14 protein-coding genes are annotated in these 16,362 nt (G+C 68.7%); 9 read left to right on the forward strand and 5 right to left on the reverse strand.

Annotated features, from left to right (window positions below):
- The first annotated feature begins 12 nt into the window (after positions 1-12).
- From ABZ803_RS01820 to bfr, 4 genes are all read left to right on the forward strand, one after another.
- Entirely contained in the window at positions 13-1,191 is a 1,179-nt protein-coding gene (locus ABZ803_RS01820) for a MaoC family dehydratase N-terminal domain-containing protein (protein WP_357031421.1), read from the forward strand.
- Positions 1,192-1,219: 28 nt separating this feature from the next.
- Positions 1,220-2,929, forward strand: a complete 1,710-nt coding sequence (locus ABZ803_RS01825) for a class I adenylate-forming enzyme family protein (RefSeq protein ID WP_357031424.1) — start codon at positions 1,220-1,222, stop codon at positions 2,927-2,929.
- A gap of 211 nt (positions 2,930-3,140) precedes the next feature.
- Positions 3,141-3,332 carry a (2Fe-2S)-binding protein gene (locus tag ABZ803_RS01830; RefSeq protein ID WP_040871767.1) on the forward strand — a complete coding sequence of 64 codons (192 nt, stop codon included), beginning with the start codon at positions 3,141-3,143 and terminating at the stop codon, positions 3,330-3,332.
- A gap of 58 nt (positions 3,333-3,390) precedes the next feature.
- On the forward strand, positions 3,391-3,870 hold the full coding sequence (gene bfr, locus ABZ803_RS01835) for a bacterioferritin (protein WP_062967666.1): 480 nt from the start codon (positions 3,391-3,393) through the stop codon (positions 3,868-3,870).
- A 36-nt stretch (positions 3,871-3,906) separates the two neighbouring features.
- On the opposite strand, the gene ABZ803_RS01840 is transcribed toward bfr, so the two are convergent.
- From ABZ803_RS01840 to ABZ803_RS01860, 5 genes are read right to left on the reverse strand one after another with little or no spacing between them, the layout of a single operon-like run.
- Positions 3,907-5,034, reverse strand: coding sequence for an acyl-CoA dehydrogenase family protein (locus ABZ803_RS01840; protein WP_357031429.1), 1,128 nt, complete (start codon positions 5,032-5,034; stop codon positions 3,907-3,909).
- On the reverse strand, positions 5,034-6,230 hold the full coding sequence (locus tag ABZ803_RS01845) for an acyl-CoA dehydrogenase family protein (protein WP_357031432.1): 1,197 nt from the start codon (positions 6,228-6,230) through the stop codon (positions 5,034-5,036). The genes ABZ803_RS01840 and ABZ803_RS01845 overlap by 1 nt, the downstream gene beginning before the upstream one ends.
- Positions 6,227-7,009 (reverse strand): enoyl-CoA hydratase/isomerase family protein, encoded by a 783-nt coding sequence (locus ABZ803_RS01850; RefSeq protein WP_357031435.1) that lies wholly within the window; start codon positions 7,007-7,009, stop codon positions 6,227-6,229. Before ABZ803_RS01850 ends, ABZ803_RS01845 begins: the two co-directional genes overlap by 4 nt.
- 4 nt (positions 7,010-7,013) lie before the next feature.
- Positions 7,014-7,955: an acyl-CoA dehydrogenase family protein gene (locus tag ABZ803_RS01855; RefSeq protein WP_357032622.1), complete on the reverse strand. Its 942-nt coding sequence runs from the start codon at positions 7,953-7,955 to the stop codon at positions 7,014-7,016.
- Positions 7,956-7,987: 32 nt separating this feature from the next.
- Positions 7,988-9,157 (reverse strand): acyl-CoA dehydrogenase family protein, encoded by a 1,170-nt coding sequence (locus ABZ803_RS01860; protein WP_357031438.1) that lies wholly within the window; start codon positions 9,155-9,157, stop codon positions 7,988-7,990.
- Between the two features lie 121 nt (positions 9,158-9,278).
- Here ABZ803_RS01860 and ABZ803_RS01865 point away from each other — a divergent pair, with 121 nt between their 5' ends.
- The 5 genes from ABZ803_RS01865 to ABZ803_RS01885 all read left to right on the forward strand — a co-directional run bounded on the left by ABZ803_RS01865 (position 9,279) and on the right by ABZ803_RS01885 (position 16,323).
- A complete protein-coding gene (locus tag ABZ803_RS01865) occupies positions 9,279-10,085 on the forward strand; it encodes a GntR family transcriptional regulator (protein ID WP_357031441.1) in 807 nt (268 codons plus the stop codon).
- A 482-nt stretch (positions 10,086-10,567) separates the two neighbouring features.
- Positions 10,568-12,163, forward strand: coding sequence for an SMP-30/gluconolactonase/LRE family protein (locus ABZ803_RS01870; protein WP_357031444.1), 1,596 nt, complete (start codon positions 10,568-10,570; stop codon positions 12,161-12,163).
- 7 nt (positions 12,164-12,170) lie between these two features.
- Entirely contained in the window at positions 12,171-13,031 is an 861-nt protein-coding gene (locus tag ABZ803_RS01875; RefSeq protein ID WP_357031447.1) for an SDR family oxidoreductase, read from the forward strand.
- A 29-nt stretch (positions 13,032-13,060) separates the two neighbouring features.
- Positions 13,061-14,437 (forward strand): aromatic ring-hydroxylating dioxygenase subunit alpha, encoded by a 1,377-nt coding sequence (locus ABZ803_RS01880; protein ID WP_357031450.1) that lies wholly within the window; start codon positions 13,061-13,063, stop codon positions 14,435-14,437.
- A gap of 56 nt (positions 14,438-14,493) precedes the next feature.
- A complete protein-coding gene (locus ABZ803_RS01885; RefSeq protein WP_357031453.1) occupies positions 14,494-16,323 on the forward strand; it encodes an NAD(P)/FAD-dependent oxidoreductase in 1,830 nt (609 codons plus the stop codon).
- Positions 16,324-16,362 lie beyond the last annotated feature (39 nt).

Raw genomic sequence — 16,362 nt, forward strand, 5'->3', positions numbered from 1 at the left:
ACCAGGAAATCGATGAAATCGACTGTGGAACTCGATCTCTCCGACGTCGACCACCGGGTCGGCAAGCCGGTGGGCGGCGGCCAACTGTGGGACCCTTGCAGTTCTTCCGACATCCGCCGCTGGGTGATGGCGATGGATTATCCGAATCCGCTGCATTGGGACCAGGAATTCGCTCGCGAATCGCGATACGGCGGAATCGTGGCGCCCCAATCCATCGCGGTCGCATTGGATTACGGGCACGGCGCACAGCCCGCCTGCGTCGGCCACATCCCCGGCAGCCACCTGATCTTCGGCGGCGAGGAATGGTGGTTCTACGGCTGCCCGGTGCGCCCCGGCGACACCCTGTTCCAGGACCGGCGATTCCACGATTACAAGGTGGTGGAGACGAAGTTCGCCGGGCCGACGATGTTCTCCCGCGGCGACACCGTCCACCGCAATCAGCACGGCGTGCTGGTCGCCCGCGAAAGGTCCACCGCCATCCGCTATCTGGCGTCGGAGGCCAACAAGCGGGGCATGTACGACAGTCGGCTCGGCGCGGTGCGGGCCTGGACCGCCGCCGAACTGGCCGAGATCGAGTCGCTGCGGCACGAGTGGATCCTGACCAACCGCGCCGGGGTCTCGCCGCGCTTCGACGAAGTGAAGGTCGGGGACCGGCTGCCGCGCCGGGTGATCGGCCCGCACACCATCGCCGGCTTCACCACCGAGTACCGCGCCTTCTTGTTCAACATCTGGGGCACATTTCACTGGACCGCGCCGACGGGCATCGACGATCCCTGGGTCAACCAGGATCCGGGCTGGACCGAAGGGTTCGGCTTCGACGAAGAGGGCGCGCGCATCGACCCGCGCAAGCGCGACGGCCTGTACGTCGGCCCCTCCCGTGGGCACATCGACGCCGATAAGGCGGGCGAGGTCGGGATGGCGCGGGCCTATGGCTACGGCGCCACCATGGGCGCCTGGTGCACCGACTACCTCTCCTACTGGGCCGGGCACGACGGCATCCTCCGCCACAGCAAGGCGGACTTCCGCCTGCCCGCTTTCGAGGGCGACGTGACCTACTTCGACGCCGAGATCATCGGCAAGGAAGCGGATTCGGTCTGGGGCGTACCGCTCGTGCAGGTGAAACTGCGGCTGACCAATCAGGACTTCGGCGTGCTGGTGGACTGCACGGCCGAGGTCGAGCTTCCGTACTGACGGCCACCGGAAAGAAACGGGAGAGACGATGCCCACCGACACCGACGACGTCCTCGCGCCCGCCGTGGCCATCGCCACCGGGCCGCCGCTGTCCGAAGAGCCGGGTCTCGGACCGCTCACCCTGCCCGGCTTCCTGCGCGAAGTCACCCGCGGGTACGGCGACCGCGAGGCGCTCGTCGCGCACACCGGCACCGGCGTCGTCCGCTGGAGCTATGCCGAGTTGTGGGAGCGCGCCACCGAAGTGGCGCGCGCTCTGCGCGCCTGCGGGATCGGTAAGGACAGCCGGGTCGGCGTGCTGATGACCAACCGGCCGGAGTGGCTCTCCGCCGTGTTCGGCGTGTCGCTGGCCGGCGGGGTGGCCGTCGCCCTCAGCACCTTTTCCAGCCCCGCGGAACTCGACCACCTGCTACGGCTGTCCGGCGTCTCGATGCTGCTGTTCGAAAGGTCGGTGGCGAACAAGGATTTCGCCGAGGTGCTGACCGGACTGGAACCCGCCGTCGGCACCGCCGCGCCGGGCGCGCTGCGCTCGACGGCCTACCCGTTCCTCCGTCATCTCGCGATGGTCGGCGAACCGGTGCCCGATGCGGCGATCGACTCCTGGCACACGTTCCTTGCTCGCGGGCACTCCGAAGCACACGAACTGATCGAGGCGACGGCCGCTACGGTGCGACCCGCGGATACCGCTGTGCTGTTCTTCTCGTCGGGAACCACCAGCAAGCCGAAAGGCATCCGCAGCGCGCACCGCGGCGTCGCCATCCAGATGTGGCGGTTCCGGCGCATGTTCGGGTTCGGCCCGGACGACCACGTGCGCTGCTGGACCGCCAACGGTTTCTTCTGGTCCGGCAACTTCGGCCAAGCGCTCGGCGCCACCCTGGCCGCGGGCGGCAGCCTGGTGCTGCAATCGACCTTCGACGCCGCCGAGGCGCTGGAGTTGATGCGGGCCGAGCGAGTGAACTTCCCGGTCGCGTGGCCGCACCAGTGGGCGCAACTGGAAGGCGCGCCCAACTGGTCGACGACCGACCTGAGCAGCCTGCGATTCGTGGACGTGAAGACGCCCGCGGCACGGCACCCTCGCGTGTCGACCACCTGGACCGAGCCAGGGCACGCTTACGGCAACACCGAAACCTTCACCATCACCACCTGTTTTCCGGCCGACACACCCGAGGACGAGATCGCGGGCAGCAGCGGCAAGCCGTTGCCGGGCAACACCGTCAAGATCGTCGACCCGCTCACCGGCGCGGTCGCGGCGCGCGGCGAGCGCGGCGAGATCTGCGTCAAAGGGCCGACGCTCATGCTCGGCTATCTCGGCACCGCATTGGACGAGACGCTCGACGTCGACGGCTACTTCCACACCGGCGACGGCGGCTACCTCGATGACGCGGACCGGCTGTACTGGGAGGGGCGGTTGACCGACATCATCAAGACCGGCGGCGCGAATGTCTCCCCGCTGGAGGTCGACGAGGCGTTGGCCGGCTTCCCGGGTGTCAAGGTCGCACGCACCGTCGGCGTACCGCACGAGACGCTCGGCGAGGTCGTGGTGACGTGTGTGGTGCCGCACGCGCACGCGACCGTGGACGCCGACGCGGTCCGCGCGTTCCTGCGCGAGCGGCTGGCCAGCTACAAGGTGCCGCGACAGGTGCTGTTGTTCGCCGAGGAGGACATCGCGCTCACCGGCAGTGCGAAGATCAAGTCCAGCGACCTGCGGCAGCTGGCGGCGAAACGGCTGGCCGACAGCTAGCGCCACGGGCCCTGCCGACGCTTCGCCCGTCCAGTTCGTCCACTGCCGCGCCGACCGTCCCGAAGTCGCTCCGCCCGGCGACACCGGACACGGCGACACCGCACCCACCCGGGCTTCACACGACCAATCCCGGATGCTATACATTAGGGGAGGCTTACCTCGTTAGTCGAGGCTAACCTCATCGAAACGGTGACCCTGGCTGTGAGGCTTCATGTACGTGTGCATCTGTAACGCGCTGTCCGAAGGTGACGTGCACACCTGCGTCGCGGCCGGGGCCGACAGTGTCCGCCAAGTGAAGAACGCCTGCGGCTGGAAGCCCGGCTGCGGCAGTTGCACGGCGCGATTGGCCGAGGTCATCGGCCGCGCCCGCGCGACGACCGAAGCGCAGCCCTCGGCCGCCTGATCCGACACACCAGGCGGTCTGCCTGCCGCTGCGCACAATCTGTGCCACGATCGCAGCTATGGACGGCGACAAGGACATCGTGGCGTTGCTCAACGAGCAACTGACGGCCGAACTCACGGCGATCAACCAGTACTTCCTGCACGCCAAGATGCAGGAGAACTGGGGCTTTACCAAGCTGGCGCGGCACACTCGGCACGAGTCCATCGATGAGATGAAGCATGCCGAACTCCTCACCGACCGGATCCTCTTCCTGGACGGCCTGCCGAACTACCAGAAGCTCAATCCGTTGCGCATCGGGCAGAGCGTGCCGGAGCAATTGCGGGCCGACCTGCAGATCGAGCTGGAAGCGGTCGAGCGGCTTCGCCGGGGCATCGAGTTGATGCGGTCGCGCGGCGACGTGACCTCGGCTCGCATCTTCGAGCACATCCTCGAAGACGAGGAGCAGCACGTCGACTACCTGGAGACCGAACTCGATCTGGTGGAGAAGCTGGGCGAGCCGCTGTACCTCCAGCGCTTCACCGAGACCCCGGAGGACTGACCCGGTCTCCGGGCGCCTGCGCACGGCTGCCCGGCGCTACGCCGAGGCGTATCGCCGGGCCAGTCGTTTCCGATGCTCGGCGGGCGTACCGAAGAGGGAACGATCGAGCGTGGCCCGCTTCAGGTACGCGTGGATCCCGCTTTCCCAGGTGTAGCCCATGCCGCCGTGCAGTTGCATGGCCTTCCCCGCCACCCGCACCGCCGTCTCGGTGCTCAACGCCTTGGCCATCGACGCCACGTCGCCCGCGTCCTGCGCCGACGTCGCCTGGGCCCGGACGGCAGCCGCTACCACCTGCCGGGCCACCGTGACCTGCACCAGCATGTCCGCGCAGGCGTGTTTGACGGCCTGGAAGGAACCGATCGGACGGCCGAACTGCTCGCGCACCCCGGCATAGCCGACGGTGGCCTCGAGCATGGCTTCGCTCAGCCCGAGGCTGTCGCAGGCCATCGCGACCGCCGCCCGGTCGTACAACCGCCGCAGGGCGCGCTCTCCGTCGCCACGGAATCGCCACACCGCCGCCGGCGCCACCGCGACGTCGTCGGCGGTCACGCGCCCGAGGCTGCGGGTCGCGTCGACCACCGGTCGCGCGATGACGACCGACCCGGGCGCACCGGATTCGACTGCCGCGAGCACGATCTCGCCGCCGGGATCGCGGGCGGGAACGAGCAGCCGGTCCGCCCCGGGCGCGTCGAGCACGAAGTCGGCGCAACCGTGCAGACGCAGGCCGCCGGTACCGGTCACCAGCCGGAACGGCGATTCCACGAGCATGCGATCGGCGTGTGCGGAGACCGCACCTGACGACTCGGCGCCGGCCCGCCGCTCCCCCGCAAGCGCGACAATCGGGACCACCGCACCGGCGACGGTGCCGCGAAACAACTCGTCCCGTTGCGGATTCGGCTCGAGCAAGGCGAGCGCGCCCACGGCGAGCGCCGCCACCGACGGATAGGCACTACGGGCGACGGCTCGGCCCACTTCTCGGAGCACCACGGCGACCTCGGCGAAAGTCGCTCCGGCACCGTCGAATTCGGCGGGCGCCTCCAGACCGAGCCATCCGGATCGAGCGATCGGCGACCAGTCGACCGCCGATTCGGAATCGGCTTCGCCGAGCAGGTCGCGCGCCACCGCGCGCAGCTCGTCGTGGATCTCGGCGAATTCGTCGCTCATCATGTTCCCGTCGGTTCCCGGGGCAGGCCCAGGCCGCGCTCCGCGATGATGGTGCGCTGGATCTCGCTGGTGCCACCCGGAATAGTCCATTCCCAGGAGCCGACGAAGTCGAGCACCCAGGCGCCCGACTCCCAGCCGCTGGACATCGGTTTGCGCAGCGTCGTGTGCGCGGCCAGTCCCCCGACCTCCGTGCCGAAATCCGTCATCCGCTGCAACAATTCGCTGTAGTACAGCTTCACCACCGAAGCGTCGGCCGGGCCGGCGACGCCCGCCTCGTGCCGCTCCACCAAGTCGCGGCACAATGCGCGCAATCCGAAGATCTCGATCTCCAGCGCGGCCAGCCGATCGGCCACGACCGCGTCGTCGACCGCGCGCCGCCCACCGGGATCGACTCGCTCGCACGCTTCGACGAGCCACCGGAATCCGGCGTTGCCGAGCCGTTCGGCCAGCTCCAGCATGGTCAGGCCACGCTCGGCGCCCAGCGTCTGCTGCGCCACCTGCCAACCCTCGTGCTCCGCGCCGACCAGCCCGTCCGCCGGGATCCGCACCTCGTCCAGGAAGATCTCGCAGAAGTGCGATTCCCCGGTGGCCTGCCGGATCGGGCGTACCTGGATGCCGGGGCTGCGCATGTCCAGCAGGAAGTACGAGATGCCGCGCCGCTTCGGGGTGCCGGGGTCGGTACGGGCCAGCAGCAGGCACCAGTCCGCGTATTGCGCACCGCTGGCCCACACTTTCTGCCCGGTCACGACATAGCCGTCACCGTCTCGGCGGGCGCTGGTCCGCAATGCGGCCAGATCGGATCCGGCGCCGGGTTCGGAGAAGCCTTGTACCCAGATCTCGCCGTCCAGGATCGCGGGGAGATGCCGCCGCCGCTGCTCGTCGGTCCCCGCCGCCAGCAAGGTGGCGGCCGCGTGGTGAACGGCCACGAAGGCCAGCACCAGTCGCGGTGCGTCGTGGGCGGCGAGTTCCTGATACAGCACGATCTGTTCCGGGAGCGACATGCCGCCGCCGTATTCGCGCGGCCAATGCGGCACCACGTATCCCGCACGGCGCAGCTGCTGGAACCACTCGTGCTGGAAACGGACGAATTCCCCGTCCGTGGGGCCGGTCTGCGACCGCCGCCAATCGGCGGGCACGTGCGCGCGGCACCAGTCCCGGACCTCGTCGCGGAACCCGTCGAGGTCGTGCCCGGTCACCGCGCCCGCGCCCGCTGTCGCAACGCCCGCAGCCGGTCCCGGTGTTCCGGTGACCGCATGGTGACCACCTCGGCGGCGAAACCGGCTTGCAGCGGACCAGCGAGCGCCTGGGACAGGTACATGTTCACCACCCGTTTCGTGCTGCGCAGCGCCTCCGGCGGCAGGGCGGCCAACCGGACGGCCAGTTTCCTGGCCTCGTCGAGCAATTCGTCCGCGGCGACGACCCGCGACGCCAGTCCGACCTCGACGGCGGTGGCGGCATCGATCCGGTCGCCGGTGTACAGGAATTCCCGCGTCCGCAGGATCGGGGTCAGCAGCGGCCAGAACGCGGCGCCGCCGTCCCCGGCGACCAGCCCGACCGCCACGTGCGGGTCGGCCAGGTAGGCGCGATCCGACATCAGCACGACGTCGCACAGCACCGCCAGGCCGGCGCCGAGCCCCATCGCCGCGCCGTTCACCGCGGCGATCACCGGCAGCGGGAAGCGCAGCATCTCCTCGATGATCTGAGCGCCTTCGCGAATGCTCTCGTCCCGCGCGACCGGGTCGTCCGAGAAGGAGCTGATCCAGTCCAGGTCGCCACCCGCGCTGAAGGCCCGGCCGGAACCGGTGAGGATCACGACTGCGGCCTCCCGGTCCGCGGCCAGCTGCCGCCACACCCCGGCCAGCGCTCGGTGCAACTCGGCGTTCACCGCGTTGAGCTCGTCGGGACGGTCGATGACGACGATACGGACGGGCCCTTCGCAGGCCACGGTCAGCACATCGGGCAGGTCGTAGCGCATGGCGTCACCCTTCCCCTGGATCGGAGAACAAACCGGTCAGGCCGCGACGGCCGGCCAGCCGGGCCAGCAGATCCTCGGTGGCGACCGAGCCGAGCGGAAGTCGGCGCAACGGCAGGCTGTAACGCGACAGCCAGGACAGCGGCGACTCGTCGCAGAAGCCGAGGGCGCCGTGCAATTGGTGGGCGACGCGGAACACGGCCTCGGCCGCCTCGAGGGTCGCGGAACGCAGAGCCAGCGCGTCGATCAGCGCATCGCCGTGCTCGGCTTGAATGCTCCACAACGCGTAGCGGGCGAGCATGTCCACGCCGCGCCGTTCGACCTCGGCGTCGGTCAACTGGAACTGCACCGACTGGAACTCGGCCAGCGGTTTTCCGAACTGCTCCCGGACCAGCACGTGGGCACGGGTGAGTTCGACGGCGCGGTCGAGCATGCCGAGCAGGGTCCAGCACGGCAGCACCAGCGCCAACGCCAGGTCTGCGCCGCCCCCGGTGTCCACCGGCGACACCTCCAGCGCCGTCACGAACGCCGACTCACGCGCGGACGCACCCGGTGGTCGCACCACCACCGAGCCTCGGGAACCATCCAAGGTCACCGCCGCCCAGCGCAGGTCGAGATGCGCGACCGCCGCGGCGGGCTCGTCATCCGACACCACCACCAACCCGTCGACGTCCGAGTCGACGGGGCGGGCCAGCCGCTCCGCGACCGGATAGGGCGTGGCCCAGTAGCCGGTGCTGCGGCACAGCGCCGCGGCCGCTTCCAGTTCGACCGGATCGCGCCGCGGCTCCAGCTCCCACGCGCCGAGTTCGCCGAGCACCGTCGCGACGAGCGCGCGGCGCGCGGGCTCGCGCTCGGCCCACCGCACCAGCTCGTCGCCGCCTGCCGCGCGCAACGCGCGCACGGCCTGCTTGCCGTATTCCGTTGCCTCGGCGCACAGTTCGATGGTCATCGCCCGGCCGCCCGCCGGGAACGACGCGGCGGTCACGCGGCCTCCCCCGCCCGGCGCGGCCCGCTCAGCAACGAGCGCGCCAGCAGGATCTTCTGCATCTCGATACTGCCGGAGGCGACCGTGGCGGCATTCGCGTATCGCCAATGGTCGTCCACCGCGCGCCGGAATCGGTGCCCGCGCTCGTCTTCCGAGCCCGCGAACGCGGCGAGTTCGGCCAGAACACTCGCGCTTTCCTGGTCGAGCCGGGTCACCGCGATGCGGTAGGCCGCGGCGTCACCCGGTGCGACCCGCCCGGCGCTCTGCATCGCGACCACCTGATACGCCAGCAGCCGCGCCCGCCGTGCCCGGGTGAGCATGCGGGCCCAGCGACCGCGCAATTCGGCCGGAACCGTCTCCCACCGCGGGCCGAGAACATCGGGCGCGGCCTGCAACAGCCGCTCACAGCGCGCGTAGCGGGCGATGCCGACCCGTTCGAACGCGAGCACCTCCTGCACCACCGACCAACCCTCGTCGACCCGGCCGAGCACGTCGGCTTCCGTCACGCGCACCCCGTCGAAGAAGACCTCGTTGAGGTGGTGCGGGCCGAGCATGGACCGGATCGGCCGGACCTCGATCCCCGAATCGGACATCGGCACCAGGAAGACGGTGAGCCCTTGCTGTTTCCGCGCCCTGGTCGCGGTGCGCGCGAGCAGGAAACACCACTGCGCCATGGTGGCGTAGGAGGTCCAGATCTTCTGGCCGGAGATACGCCAGCCCTCGCCGTCGCGGCGAGCGGTGGTCCGCAAGGAGGCCAGGTCGGACCCGGAGTCCGGCTCGCTGAAGCCCTGGCACCAGATCGTCTCACCGCGCGCGATCGGCGGCAGGTGCTCGCGCTGCTGTTCGGCCGTGCCGTGCCGCATGATCGTCGGGCCCACCCAGTTGACGCCCATGTATTGCGCCCCGCGAGGTTCGTGGTGCGCCCACATCTCCTCGCGGACCACGGTCTGCTCCCACACCGAAGCGCCGCGGCCACCGAACTGCGCGGGCCAAGCCGCGCACAGCAGGCCCCGCTCGGCCAGCACCCGGCAGAAACGCTGTGCGACAGCCAGATCGGCCGGATCGTCGGTGAACGCGCCGAGGTAGTCGGCGGGGACCTCCTCGGCAATCAGCCGCCGTAGTTCACCCCGGAGGCGGGTGGCGGCCTCACCCATAGTGAAGTCCATGTGGCGCACAGTACTTCAATCCTCATAAGGATAGCAATATTTGTATGGTCATTGCGCGGTGACTACACTGCCGCCATGACGGAAAGGCGTGCCCGGTGAGGACCAACCAGAGGTGGACCGCATGACGGCCGCCAAACGCGGCCGGGTCCCGCAGCGTCGTATCGCGGAGACCGTCGCCGCGGAGCTGCGCACTCGAATCCTGGCCGGCGACGAGAACTATCGGCTTCCCACCCAGGATCAGCTGGTCCAGGACTTCGGGGTGAGCTATCCCTCGATCCGCGAGGCGCTGCGCATCCTGGAGACCGAGGGCCTCGTCACCGTCCGCCGGGGCAATGTGGGGGGCGCCGAAGTGCACCGGCCCGATGAGACGTCGGCGGCGTATCACCTCGGCCTGGCCCTGCAAGGTGCGCGCGTCACCCTCGGCGACCTCGCCGCTGGCCTGCGCACGCTGGAACCGCAGTGCGCGGCCGCCTGCGCCGAGCGGCCCGACCGCGCCGAGACCGTCGTCCCCGCGCTCACGGAGAACGTCGAGAAGTCGGCCGAGCTCATCGACGACGGCGTCGCCTTCACCCACACCGCTCGCGAATTCCACGACCTGATCGTCTCGTTCACCCCGAACCTGACCATTCGCTACGTCGTGAGCACGCTGGTCACGCTGTGGTCGGCACAGGAGGAGGCGTGGGCGGAGGCGCTGACCCGGCGCGGGGAATACCCCTCCGAGGCCGAGTCGACCGAAGCCGTGCGCACCCATCGCCGCATCACCCGCGAGATCGCGGAGGGACGGGCCGCCGAAGCCGAACGCCTGTACCGCACCCATCTCGCCGCCACCCAGACAATCGTGTTGCAGCGGTTCGACGACGGAGTGGTGAACGCTTCGTCCGCCGGTGCGCGGCTGGCGATCCAGTCGGGTCTGCGCTCGCAGATCTGAGTTCGCCGAGCCGCCGTCTCGCGCACCTCACCCCGCCTCCGCCCGGGCAAGAGCAAGTCGGTTGCGCATCACCTTACCCGCTGTACGATAATGGCGTTTTCACAGCGTGAAATCGGGTTGCAAGAACCCGGTAGGGCCAGGTAGCGCCCCCTCCGGTCGGCCGCAGAGCGTCCATCCGCCAGCCGACCCATCGCCGGGGCCTTCCGTCGAGCGGAAAATTATGACGCACAGCGCCTTCAGCCCTGACGTGGTCGTAGCGAGGCGCTCGGCGGCGACGCTCCGATGACGCTCGTCAACCCTTGATGCGAACCTACTCAGAGGCAGTCAACCAATCAAGTATTGCTATCCTTACGAGGATTGAAGTAGCGTGGCCCACGACACACGGCCCGCCCCACGTGGGTGCCGGATTCCCGTCGCCCGGACCGCCGGGCCGGGCTGTGTCAGTAGATATCGAACTTTCTCATCGCATGGGAGGCCCCGCCTTGACTCGAGGGGCGCGCTACAGCACCACCACACCGATAACCCTCGCCGAGGGGTGGAGCGTTCGACGACTCACCCCGCCGAGCCGACTGTTCGGTGCGAACGGCCTGCGGACGGGTGCCGACGGCCGGATCTACGTCGCCCAGGTGGCGGGCAGCCAGATCAGCGCACTCGACGTCGCCACCGGCGACCTCGAGACCATCAGCGCCAAGGGCAGCGACATCATCGCCCCCGACGACCTGGCCTTCGATCCCGAGGGCAATCTCATCGCCACCGAGTACATGGACGCGCGGGTCAGTATGCGCGGGACCGACGGCCGCACCCGCGTGATCCGCGACGATCTGCCGGGCGCCAACGGCATCACGGTGCACAACGGCCGATTGTTCGTCAACGAATGCCGGATCGGCGGTCGCCTCATGGAGCTGCCGCTGGACGGCGGCGCGCCGCGCATCCTGCAAGACAACCTGCCGATGCCCAATGCCATGGAGGTGGGCCCCGATGGTCTCCTCTACTACCCGGTCATGGGGACCAACGACATCTGGCGGATCGATCCCGACGGAGGTGCGCCCGAACGAGTCGCCGGCGACCTCGGCGTGCCCGACTCGGTCAAGTTCGACTCCGCGGGCTTCATCGTCTCCACCCAGGTGCAGACCGGCGAAGTGCTGCGAATCAACCCACGCACCGGGGACCGTCGAGTGCTGGCGAGCCTGGATCCCGGATTGGACAACTGCACGTTCGTCGGCGACCGCCTGTTCGTCTCGAACTTCTCCGGCGAGATCACCGAGATTCTCACCGGCGGCCGGACCCGGCCGGTCCTGGAAGGCGGCCTGCTGTGGCCGCTGGACCTGACCGTCGGCCACGACGGCAATCTCTACGTCGCCGACGGCACCTTCTTCTACGTGTTGCGTGACGGCGGATTGCGCACGGTCGCCTCCCTTTTCAGCGCGGGCAACCCCGGCTATGTACGCGGCGTCAGCGCCGTCGGATCGGGTGAGTTCCTGTGCGCCACTTCTACCGGGCAGATCGCGTACTACCGCCCGGGCACGGACGAGGAGCCCGAGATCGTCGCCGACGGGTTCGATCAGCTCTACGGGGTCACGGCATCCACGGACGGGATGATCGTGGCCGCGGAACTCGGCGCGGGCCGGGTGCTGTCGATCCGGTCCGGCCAGGTCGAGGTTCTGGCCTCCGGGCTCAACGCCCCGATGGGTGTCGCGTTCGGCCCCGACGGCACGCCCCTGATCTCCGAATCCGGAGCCGGGCGGATCGTCTCGATCAGCGGCGCCGGCGTCGACACCGTGGTGGACGGACTGGAGACGCCGCAGGGAATTCTGGTGCGCGGCAGACAATTACTGATCCTCGACGCCGGTTTGCAAGCGCTGGTCAGCGTCGATCTCGAGACCAAGGCGCGGCAGACGCTCGCCGCGAACCTTCCGGTCGGCGCGCCGCCCGGCGTCGTCGCCAAACCCTTGCGCGGCACTCCCCCGTTCTCCGGACCCATGGGCCCGTTCGCGGGGCTCGCCGCCGGACCGGACGGCACGATCTATCTCTCCGCCGACGCCGAGGGCAGCGTGCTGGCCCTGCGCGGGAAGGCGTGACCCGGCCATGACCGATAACGGCCGCACACACGACTTCTTCGGACTGACCGGGCGCGTCGTCATCGTCGCAGGCGCGGGCGGCGGCGGCATCGGCACCGCCGTCACGCGCCTGATCGCCGGCGCGGGCGCCACCGTGATCGGGGTGAGCCGCTCGAAGGAGAACCTCGCCACGCATGTCGAACCCCTTGCCGCGGAGGGCCTTTCCGTGCTGTCCGTCGCGGCCGACGTCGGCACCGATGAGGGTGTCGCGACCGTGCTCGAGCGTGCCCGCTCGGTGCCCGGCGACTTGCACGGACTGGTCAATGTGGCGGGCGGCGCCGCGGTGCGCACCTGGATGCCCGCCACCCGGGTGACCCGGGAAGACTGGCGGGCGTTGTTCGCCCAGAACCTGGAGACGATGTTCTTCATGAGCCAGGCGGTGGCCGCGGAGCTCAAGGCACAAGGCCGGCCCGGTTCGCTGGTATCGCTCTCCTCGATCAGCGGCATGAACACCGCACCGTTCCATATCGCCTACGGCACCGCGAAGGCGGCGCTTGTCGCGGCAACCCGGACCTTGGCGGTGGAGCTGGCCCAGGACGGCATCCGGGTGAACGCCATCGCGCCGGGCGTCACCGAGACACCGGCCTCCGGCACCTACGTCGACGACGATCCCGAGCGCGACCGCCGGGCCATCGCCATGGGCAGACGCGGGCGACCGGAGGAGCAGGCGGGCCCGATCCTGTTCCTGCTGTCGGATCTGTCGACCTACGTCACGGGCCAGACCCTGCTGGTGGACGGCGGCCTGAACCTCAAATGGACCCATCTCGGGGATGACCACACCTCGCTGTTCCTCGGGGACGAGAACTTCCGCGCATCCATCACCCGCTGACGCACCCGAGTCATCACCAGGAGCATGTCATGAGCGAAACGGCAAACGGGGCAACGACTTCCGCGACCGCCGAACCGTTGTCGACGCCGATGACGATCGGCGTCGAGGCGTACATCTCGGCGGAATACGCACGCGCCGAGGGCGACAAGCTCTGGGCCAAGGTGTGGCAGCAGGTCGAACGGGTCGAGGAGATTCCCCGGGTCGGCGACTTCCTCACCTACGAGATCCTCGACGATTCGATCATCGTCGTGCGCACCGCACCGGACACCATCCGGGCTTACCACAACGTGTGCGCGCACCGCGGCCGCACACTGATCGACACCCCGGATGGCGCGCACGACGCCCGCGGCAGTCGCAAACAGTTCGTGTGCGGTTTCCACGGGTGGCGTTACGACCTGGAGGGCCGCAACACCTTCGCGGCCGAGCGCGAGGATTGGTCCTGCGGTCTCACCGAGCGCAACGACGGGCTGAACCGGGTGCGGGTCGATACCTGGGGCGGTTGGATCTGGATCAACATGGACCCCGACGCGCAACCGCTGCGGGAGTACCTCGAGCCCGCGGCCGGTCTGCTCGAACACTTCGAACTGGAGAACATGCGCTACCGCTGGCGGCGGTGGCTGACCTTCGACTGCAACTGGAAGGTCGCCTTCGAGGCGTTCATGGAGACCTACCACGTGCCCTACACCCACCCGGAGTTCATGAACTTCGGCACTTTCCTCGGATGGTCGCGCGCGCAGGGCAAGCACAGCAATATCGGCTACGACGCTCCCAAGGGCATGGAGGAGAACCAGGCCAAGGTGCGCGTCGGCAGCGGTCCGGACGCGCGCGTCTCCACCGCCACGCTACAGAACTTCACCTGGGAGAACGCCAATACCAACACCACCCGCACGCTGGTCGACGTCGCCAATCGGCTGGTCGACGAACTACCCGAGGGCACCCCGGCAGGCGAAGTACTGCGCTACTGGCTCGACACCGCGCGGTCGGAGGACGAGGCACGCGGCGTGATCTGGCCGAAGGTCGACCCCGATATCGTCGCCGAGGCGGGCACCGCGTGGCAGATCTTCCCCAACTTCCAGATCGGCCACGCACTGAACAACATGCTGTGCTACCGGTTCCGGCCCTACGGCTACGACCCGGACAAGTGCATCTTCGAAGCCGCTGTGTTCGAACTCTTCCCGCCGGGCGAGGAGCCGCGAACCGAGTGGGAGTACACCCCCGTCGGCGACCCCGGCTGGCGGACCGTTCTACCGCAGGATTTCGCCAATATGGCCGCGGTCCAGCAGGGCATGAAGAGCCGCGGCTTCTCCGGGCCGAAACCCAACCCCTATCGCGAGCGCAGCGTGGTGAATCTGCACCACAACCTCGCCGAGTACATGGGTACCGGCGAACCGCGCGATCTGACCTGACGAGCGGGACCCGCCGGTTCGCCACCGATGACCGAGACAGAGACCCAGGAATCCGAATGCAAGAGTGCAAGCCCACGGTGACGCCCGATGTCGATCGGGATGTCCTCCGCGCGAAATATCTCGCCGAACGCGACAAGCGCCTGCGGCCCGAGGGACAGAAGCAATATCTGCTGACCGAGGGCGAATTCGCGGATTACTACGAAGAGGATCCGTATACGCCGGTCGAGCCGCGAGACGAGATCACCGACGAGATCGAGGTGGCGATTCTCGGTGGCGGTTTCGCGGGTCTCATCGCCGCGCACCGGTTGCGGCAGGCCGGTGTGGACGATTTCCGGATCATCGAATTGGGCGGTGACTTCGGCGGAGTCTGGTATTGGAATCGCTACCCCGGCATCCAGGTCGACTCGGACAGTTACTGCTATCTGCCGTTGCTCGAGGAGACCGGCTACATGCCGAAAGAGAAGTTCTCCTTCGGCGACGAGTGCTACGAACACGCCCAGCGCATCGGCAAGCACTTCGGCCTGTACGAGAAGGCGATCTTCCACACGCTGATCCGATCGCTGGAATGGGACGAGCAGATCGGACGGTGGCGCATCGCGACCAACCGGGGCGACGACATCCGCGCCCGGTTCATCGTGATGTGCCAGGGTCCGTACAACCGGCCGAAACTGCCCGGCATCCCCGGCATCACGCAGTTCCAGGGCCACACGTTCCACACCGCGCGTTGGGACTACGCGTACACCGGCGGCACGCTGAAGGGCGGCCTGGACAAGCTCGGCGACAAGAAGGTGGCCATCATCGGCACCGGCGCCAGTGGTATCGGGACGATCCCACATCTGGCCGAAGGCGCCGGACACCTGTACGTGTTCCAGCGGACGCCGTCCTACATCTTCGAGCGCGGCAACACCGCGACCGACCCCGAATGGGTGAACTCGCTGCGGCCGGGCTGGCGGGAGGAGCGGCAGCGCAACTTCCACAACGCCGCCTACGCGTTCTACTCCCCGGGCGAGCCGGACCTGATCTGCGACGGCTGGACCGAGGTCGCCCGCAATGTGGCCGCCCACCTGGACGCCACCGGCGGCTGGGCCGAACTGGCGACGAATCCGCTGAAGGTCATGGAGCTCAAGGAGGCCGAGGATTACCGCGCGATGGAGCGTGTGCGCCGCCGCGTGGAGGAGATCGTGACGGACGAGGCGACGGCCGGGGCGCTCAAGCCGTACTACCGGCACCTGTGCAAACGGCCGGGCTTCAGCGACAACTACCTGCCTGCGTTCAACCGCCCGAACGTCACGCTCATCGATGTCTCGGACACCAAAGGGGTGGAGCGCATCACGGCGAAGGGCATCGTCGCGCGCGGTGTCGAATACGAGGTCGATTGCATCGTCTTCGCCAGCGGCTTCGAGATCAGCAGCGACATCGACCGCAGGCTCGCCATCCAGCCGTTCGCCGGGCGCGGCGGCCGGTCGCTCTACGAGCACTGGAGCGCGGGATTCCGCACCCTGCACGGGATCATGTCGCACGGGTTCCCGAATCACTTCGCGACCGGGTTCGTCCAGGGCGGGGTGACCGCGTCCACCACGCGGATGTTCGAGCAGCAGGCCGATCACATCGCCTACATCATCTCCGAAGCCCTGGCGCGGGGGGCCAGCACGGTGGAGCCCAGCGCGGAGGCCGAGGAGGCGTGGATCGCGACCATCCGGGCCAATTCGTTCGACAACAGCAACTTCGTCCGGGAATGCACCCCGGGCTACTACAACAGCGAGGGCGAACCGAACGGGCGGTCGTTCCTCGGTGACCCCTTCTGGGGTGGCTTCTACGTGCTCGAGGACCTGCTGCGGGACTGGCGCGACACCGGCCGGTTGGAGGGTCTCGTCCTGGGCGAGTGACGAGCCCCCGCCATCACGAAGCACCTGTGAGAGGACCAC

It is taken from the genome of Nocardia sp. NPDC047648 (assembly GCF_040642815.1).
Classification (GTDB): Bacteria; Actinomycetota; Actinomycetes; order Mycobacteriales; family Mycobacteriaceae; genus Nocardia; species Nocardia gamkensis.

What these genes read in the sequence shown, in the direction of transcription:
- ABZ803_RS01855 (WP_357032622.1), bottom strand. Translation starts at nt 7,955, where the DNA reads ATGACCATCGAACTGTGCGCCGAGGCAACGGAATACGGCAAGCAGGCC.
- ABZ803_RS01860 (WP_357031438.1), bottom strand. Translation starts at nt 9,157, where the DNA reads ATGGACTTCACTATGGGTGAGGCCGCCACCCGCCTCCGGGGTGAACTA.
- ABZ803_RS01840 (WP_357031429.1), bottom strand. Translation starts at nt 5,034, where the DNA reads ATGAGCGACGAATTCGCCGAGATCCACGACGAGCTGCGCGCGGTGGCG.
- ABZ803_RS01850 (WP_357031435.1), bottom strand. Translation starts at nt 7,009, where the DNA reads ATGCGCTACGACCTGCCCGATGTGCTGACCGTGGCCTGCGAAGGGCCC.
- ABZ803_RS01820 (WP_357031421.1), top strand. Translation starts at nt 13, where the DNA reads ATGAAATCGACTGTGGAACTCGATCTCTCCGACGTCGACCACCGGGTC.
- ABZ803_RS01880 (WP_357031450.1), top strand. Translation starts at nt 13,061, where the DNA reads ATGAGCGAAACGGCAAACGGGGCAACGACTTCCGCGACCGCCGAACCG.
- ABZ803_RS01885 (WP_357031453.1), top strand. Translation starts at nt 14,494, where the DNA reads ATGCAAGAGTGCAAGCCCACGGTGACGCCCGATGTCGATCGGGATGTC.
- ABZ803_RS01825 (WP_357031424.1), top strand. Translation starts at nt 1,220, where the DNA reads ATGCCCACCGACACCGACGACGTCCTCGCGCCCGCCGTGGCCATCGCC.
- bfr (WP_062967666.1), top strand. Translation starts at nt 3,391, where the DNA reads ATGGACGGCGACAAGGACATCGTGGCGTTGCTCAACGAGCAACTGACG.
- ABZ803_RS01865 (WP_357031441.1), top strand. Translation starts at nt 9,279, where the DNA reads ATGACGGCCGCCAAACGCGGCCGGGTCCCGCAGCGTCGTATCGCGGAG.
- ABZ803_RS01875 (WP_357031447.1), top strand. Translation starts at nt 12,171, where the DNA reads ATGACCGATAACGGCCGCACACACGACTTCTTCGGACTGACCGGGCGC.
- ABZ803_RS01830 (WP_040871767.1), top strand. Translation starts at nt 3,141, where the DNA reads ATGTACGTGTGCATCTGTAACGCGCTGTCCGAAGGTGACGTGCACACC.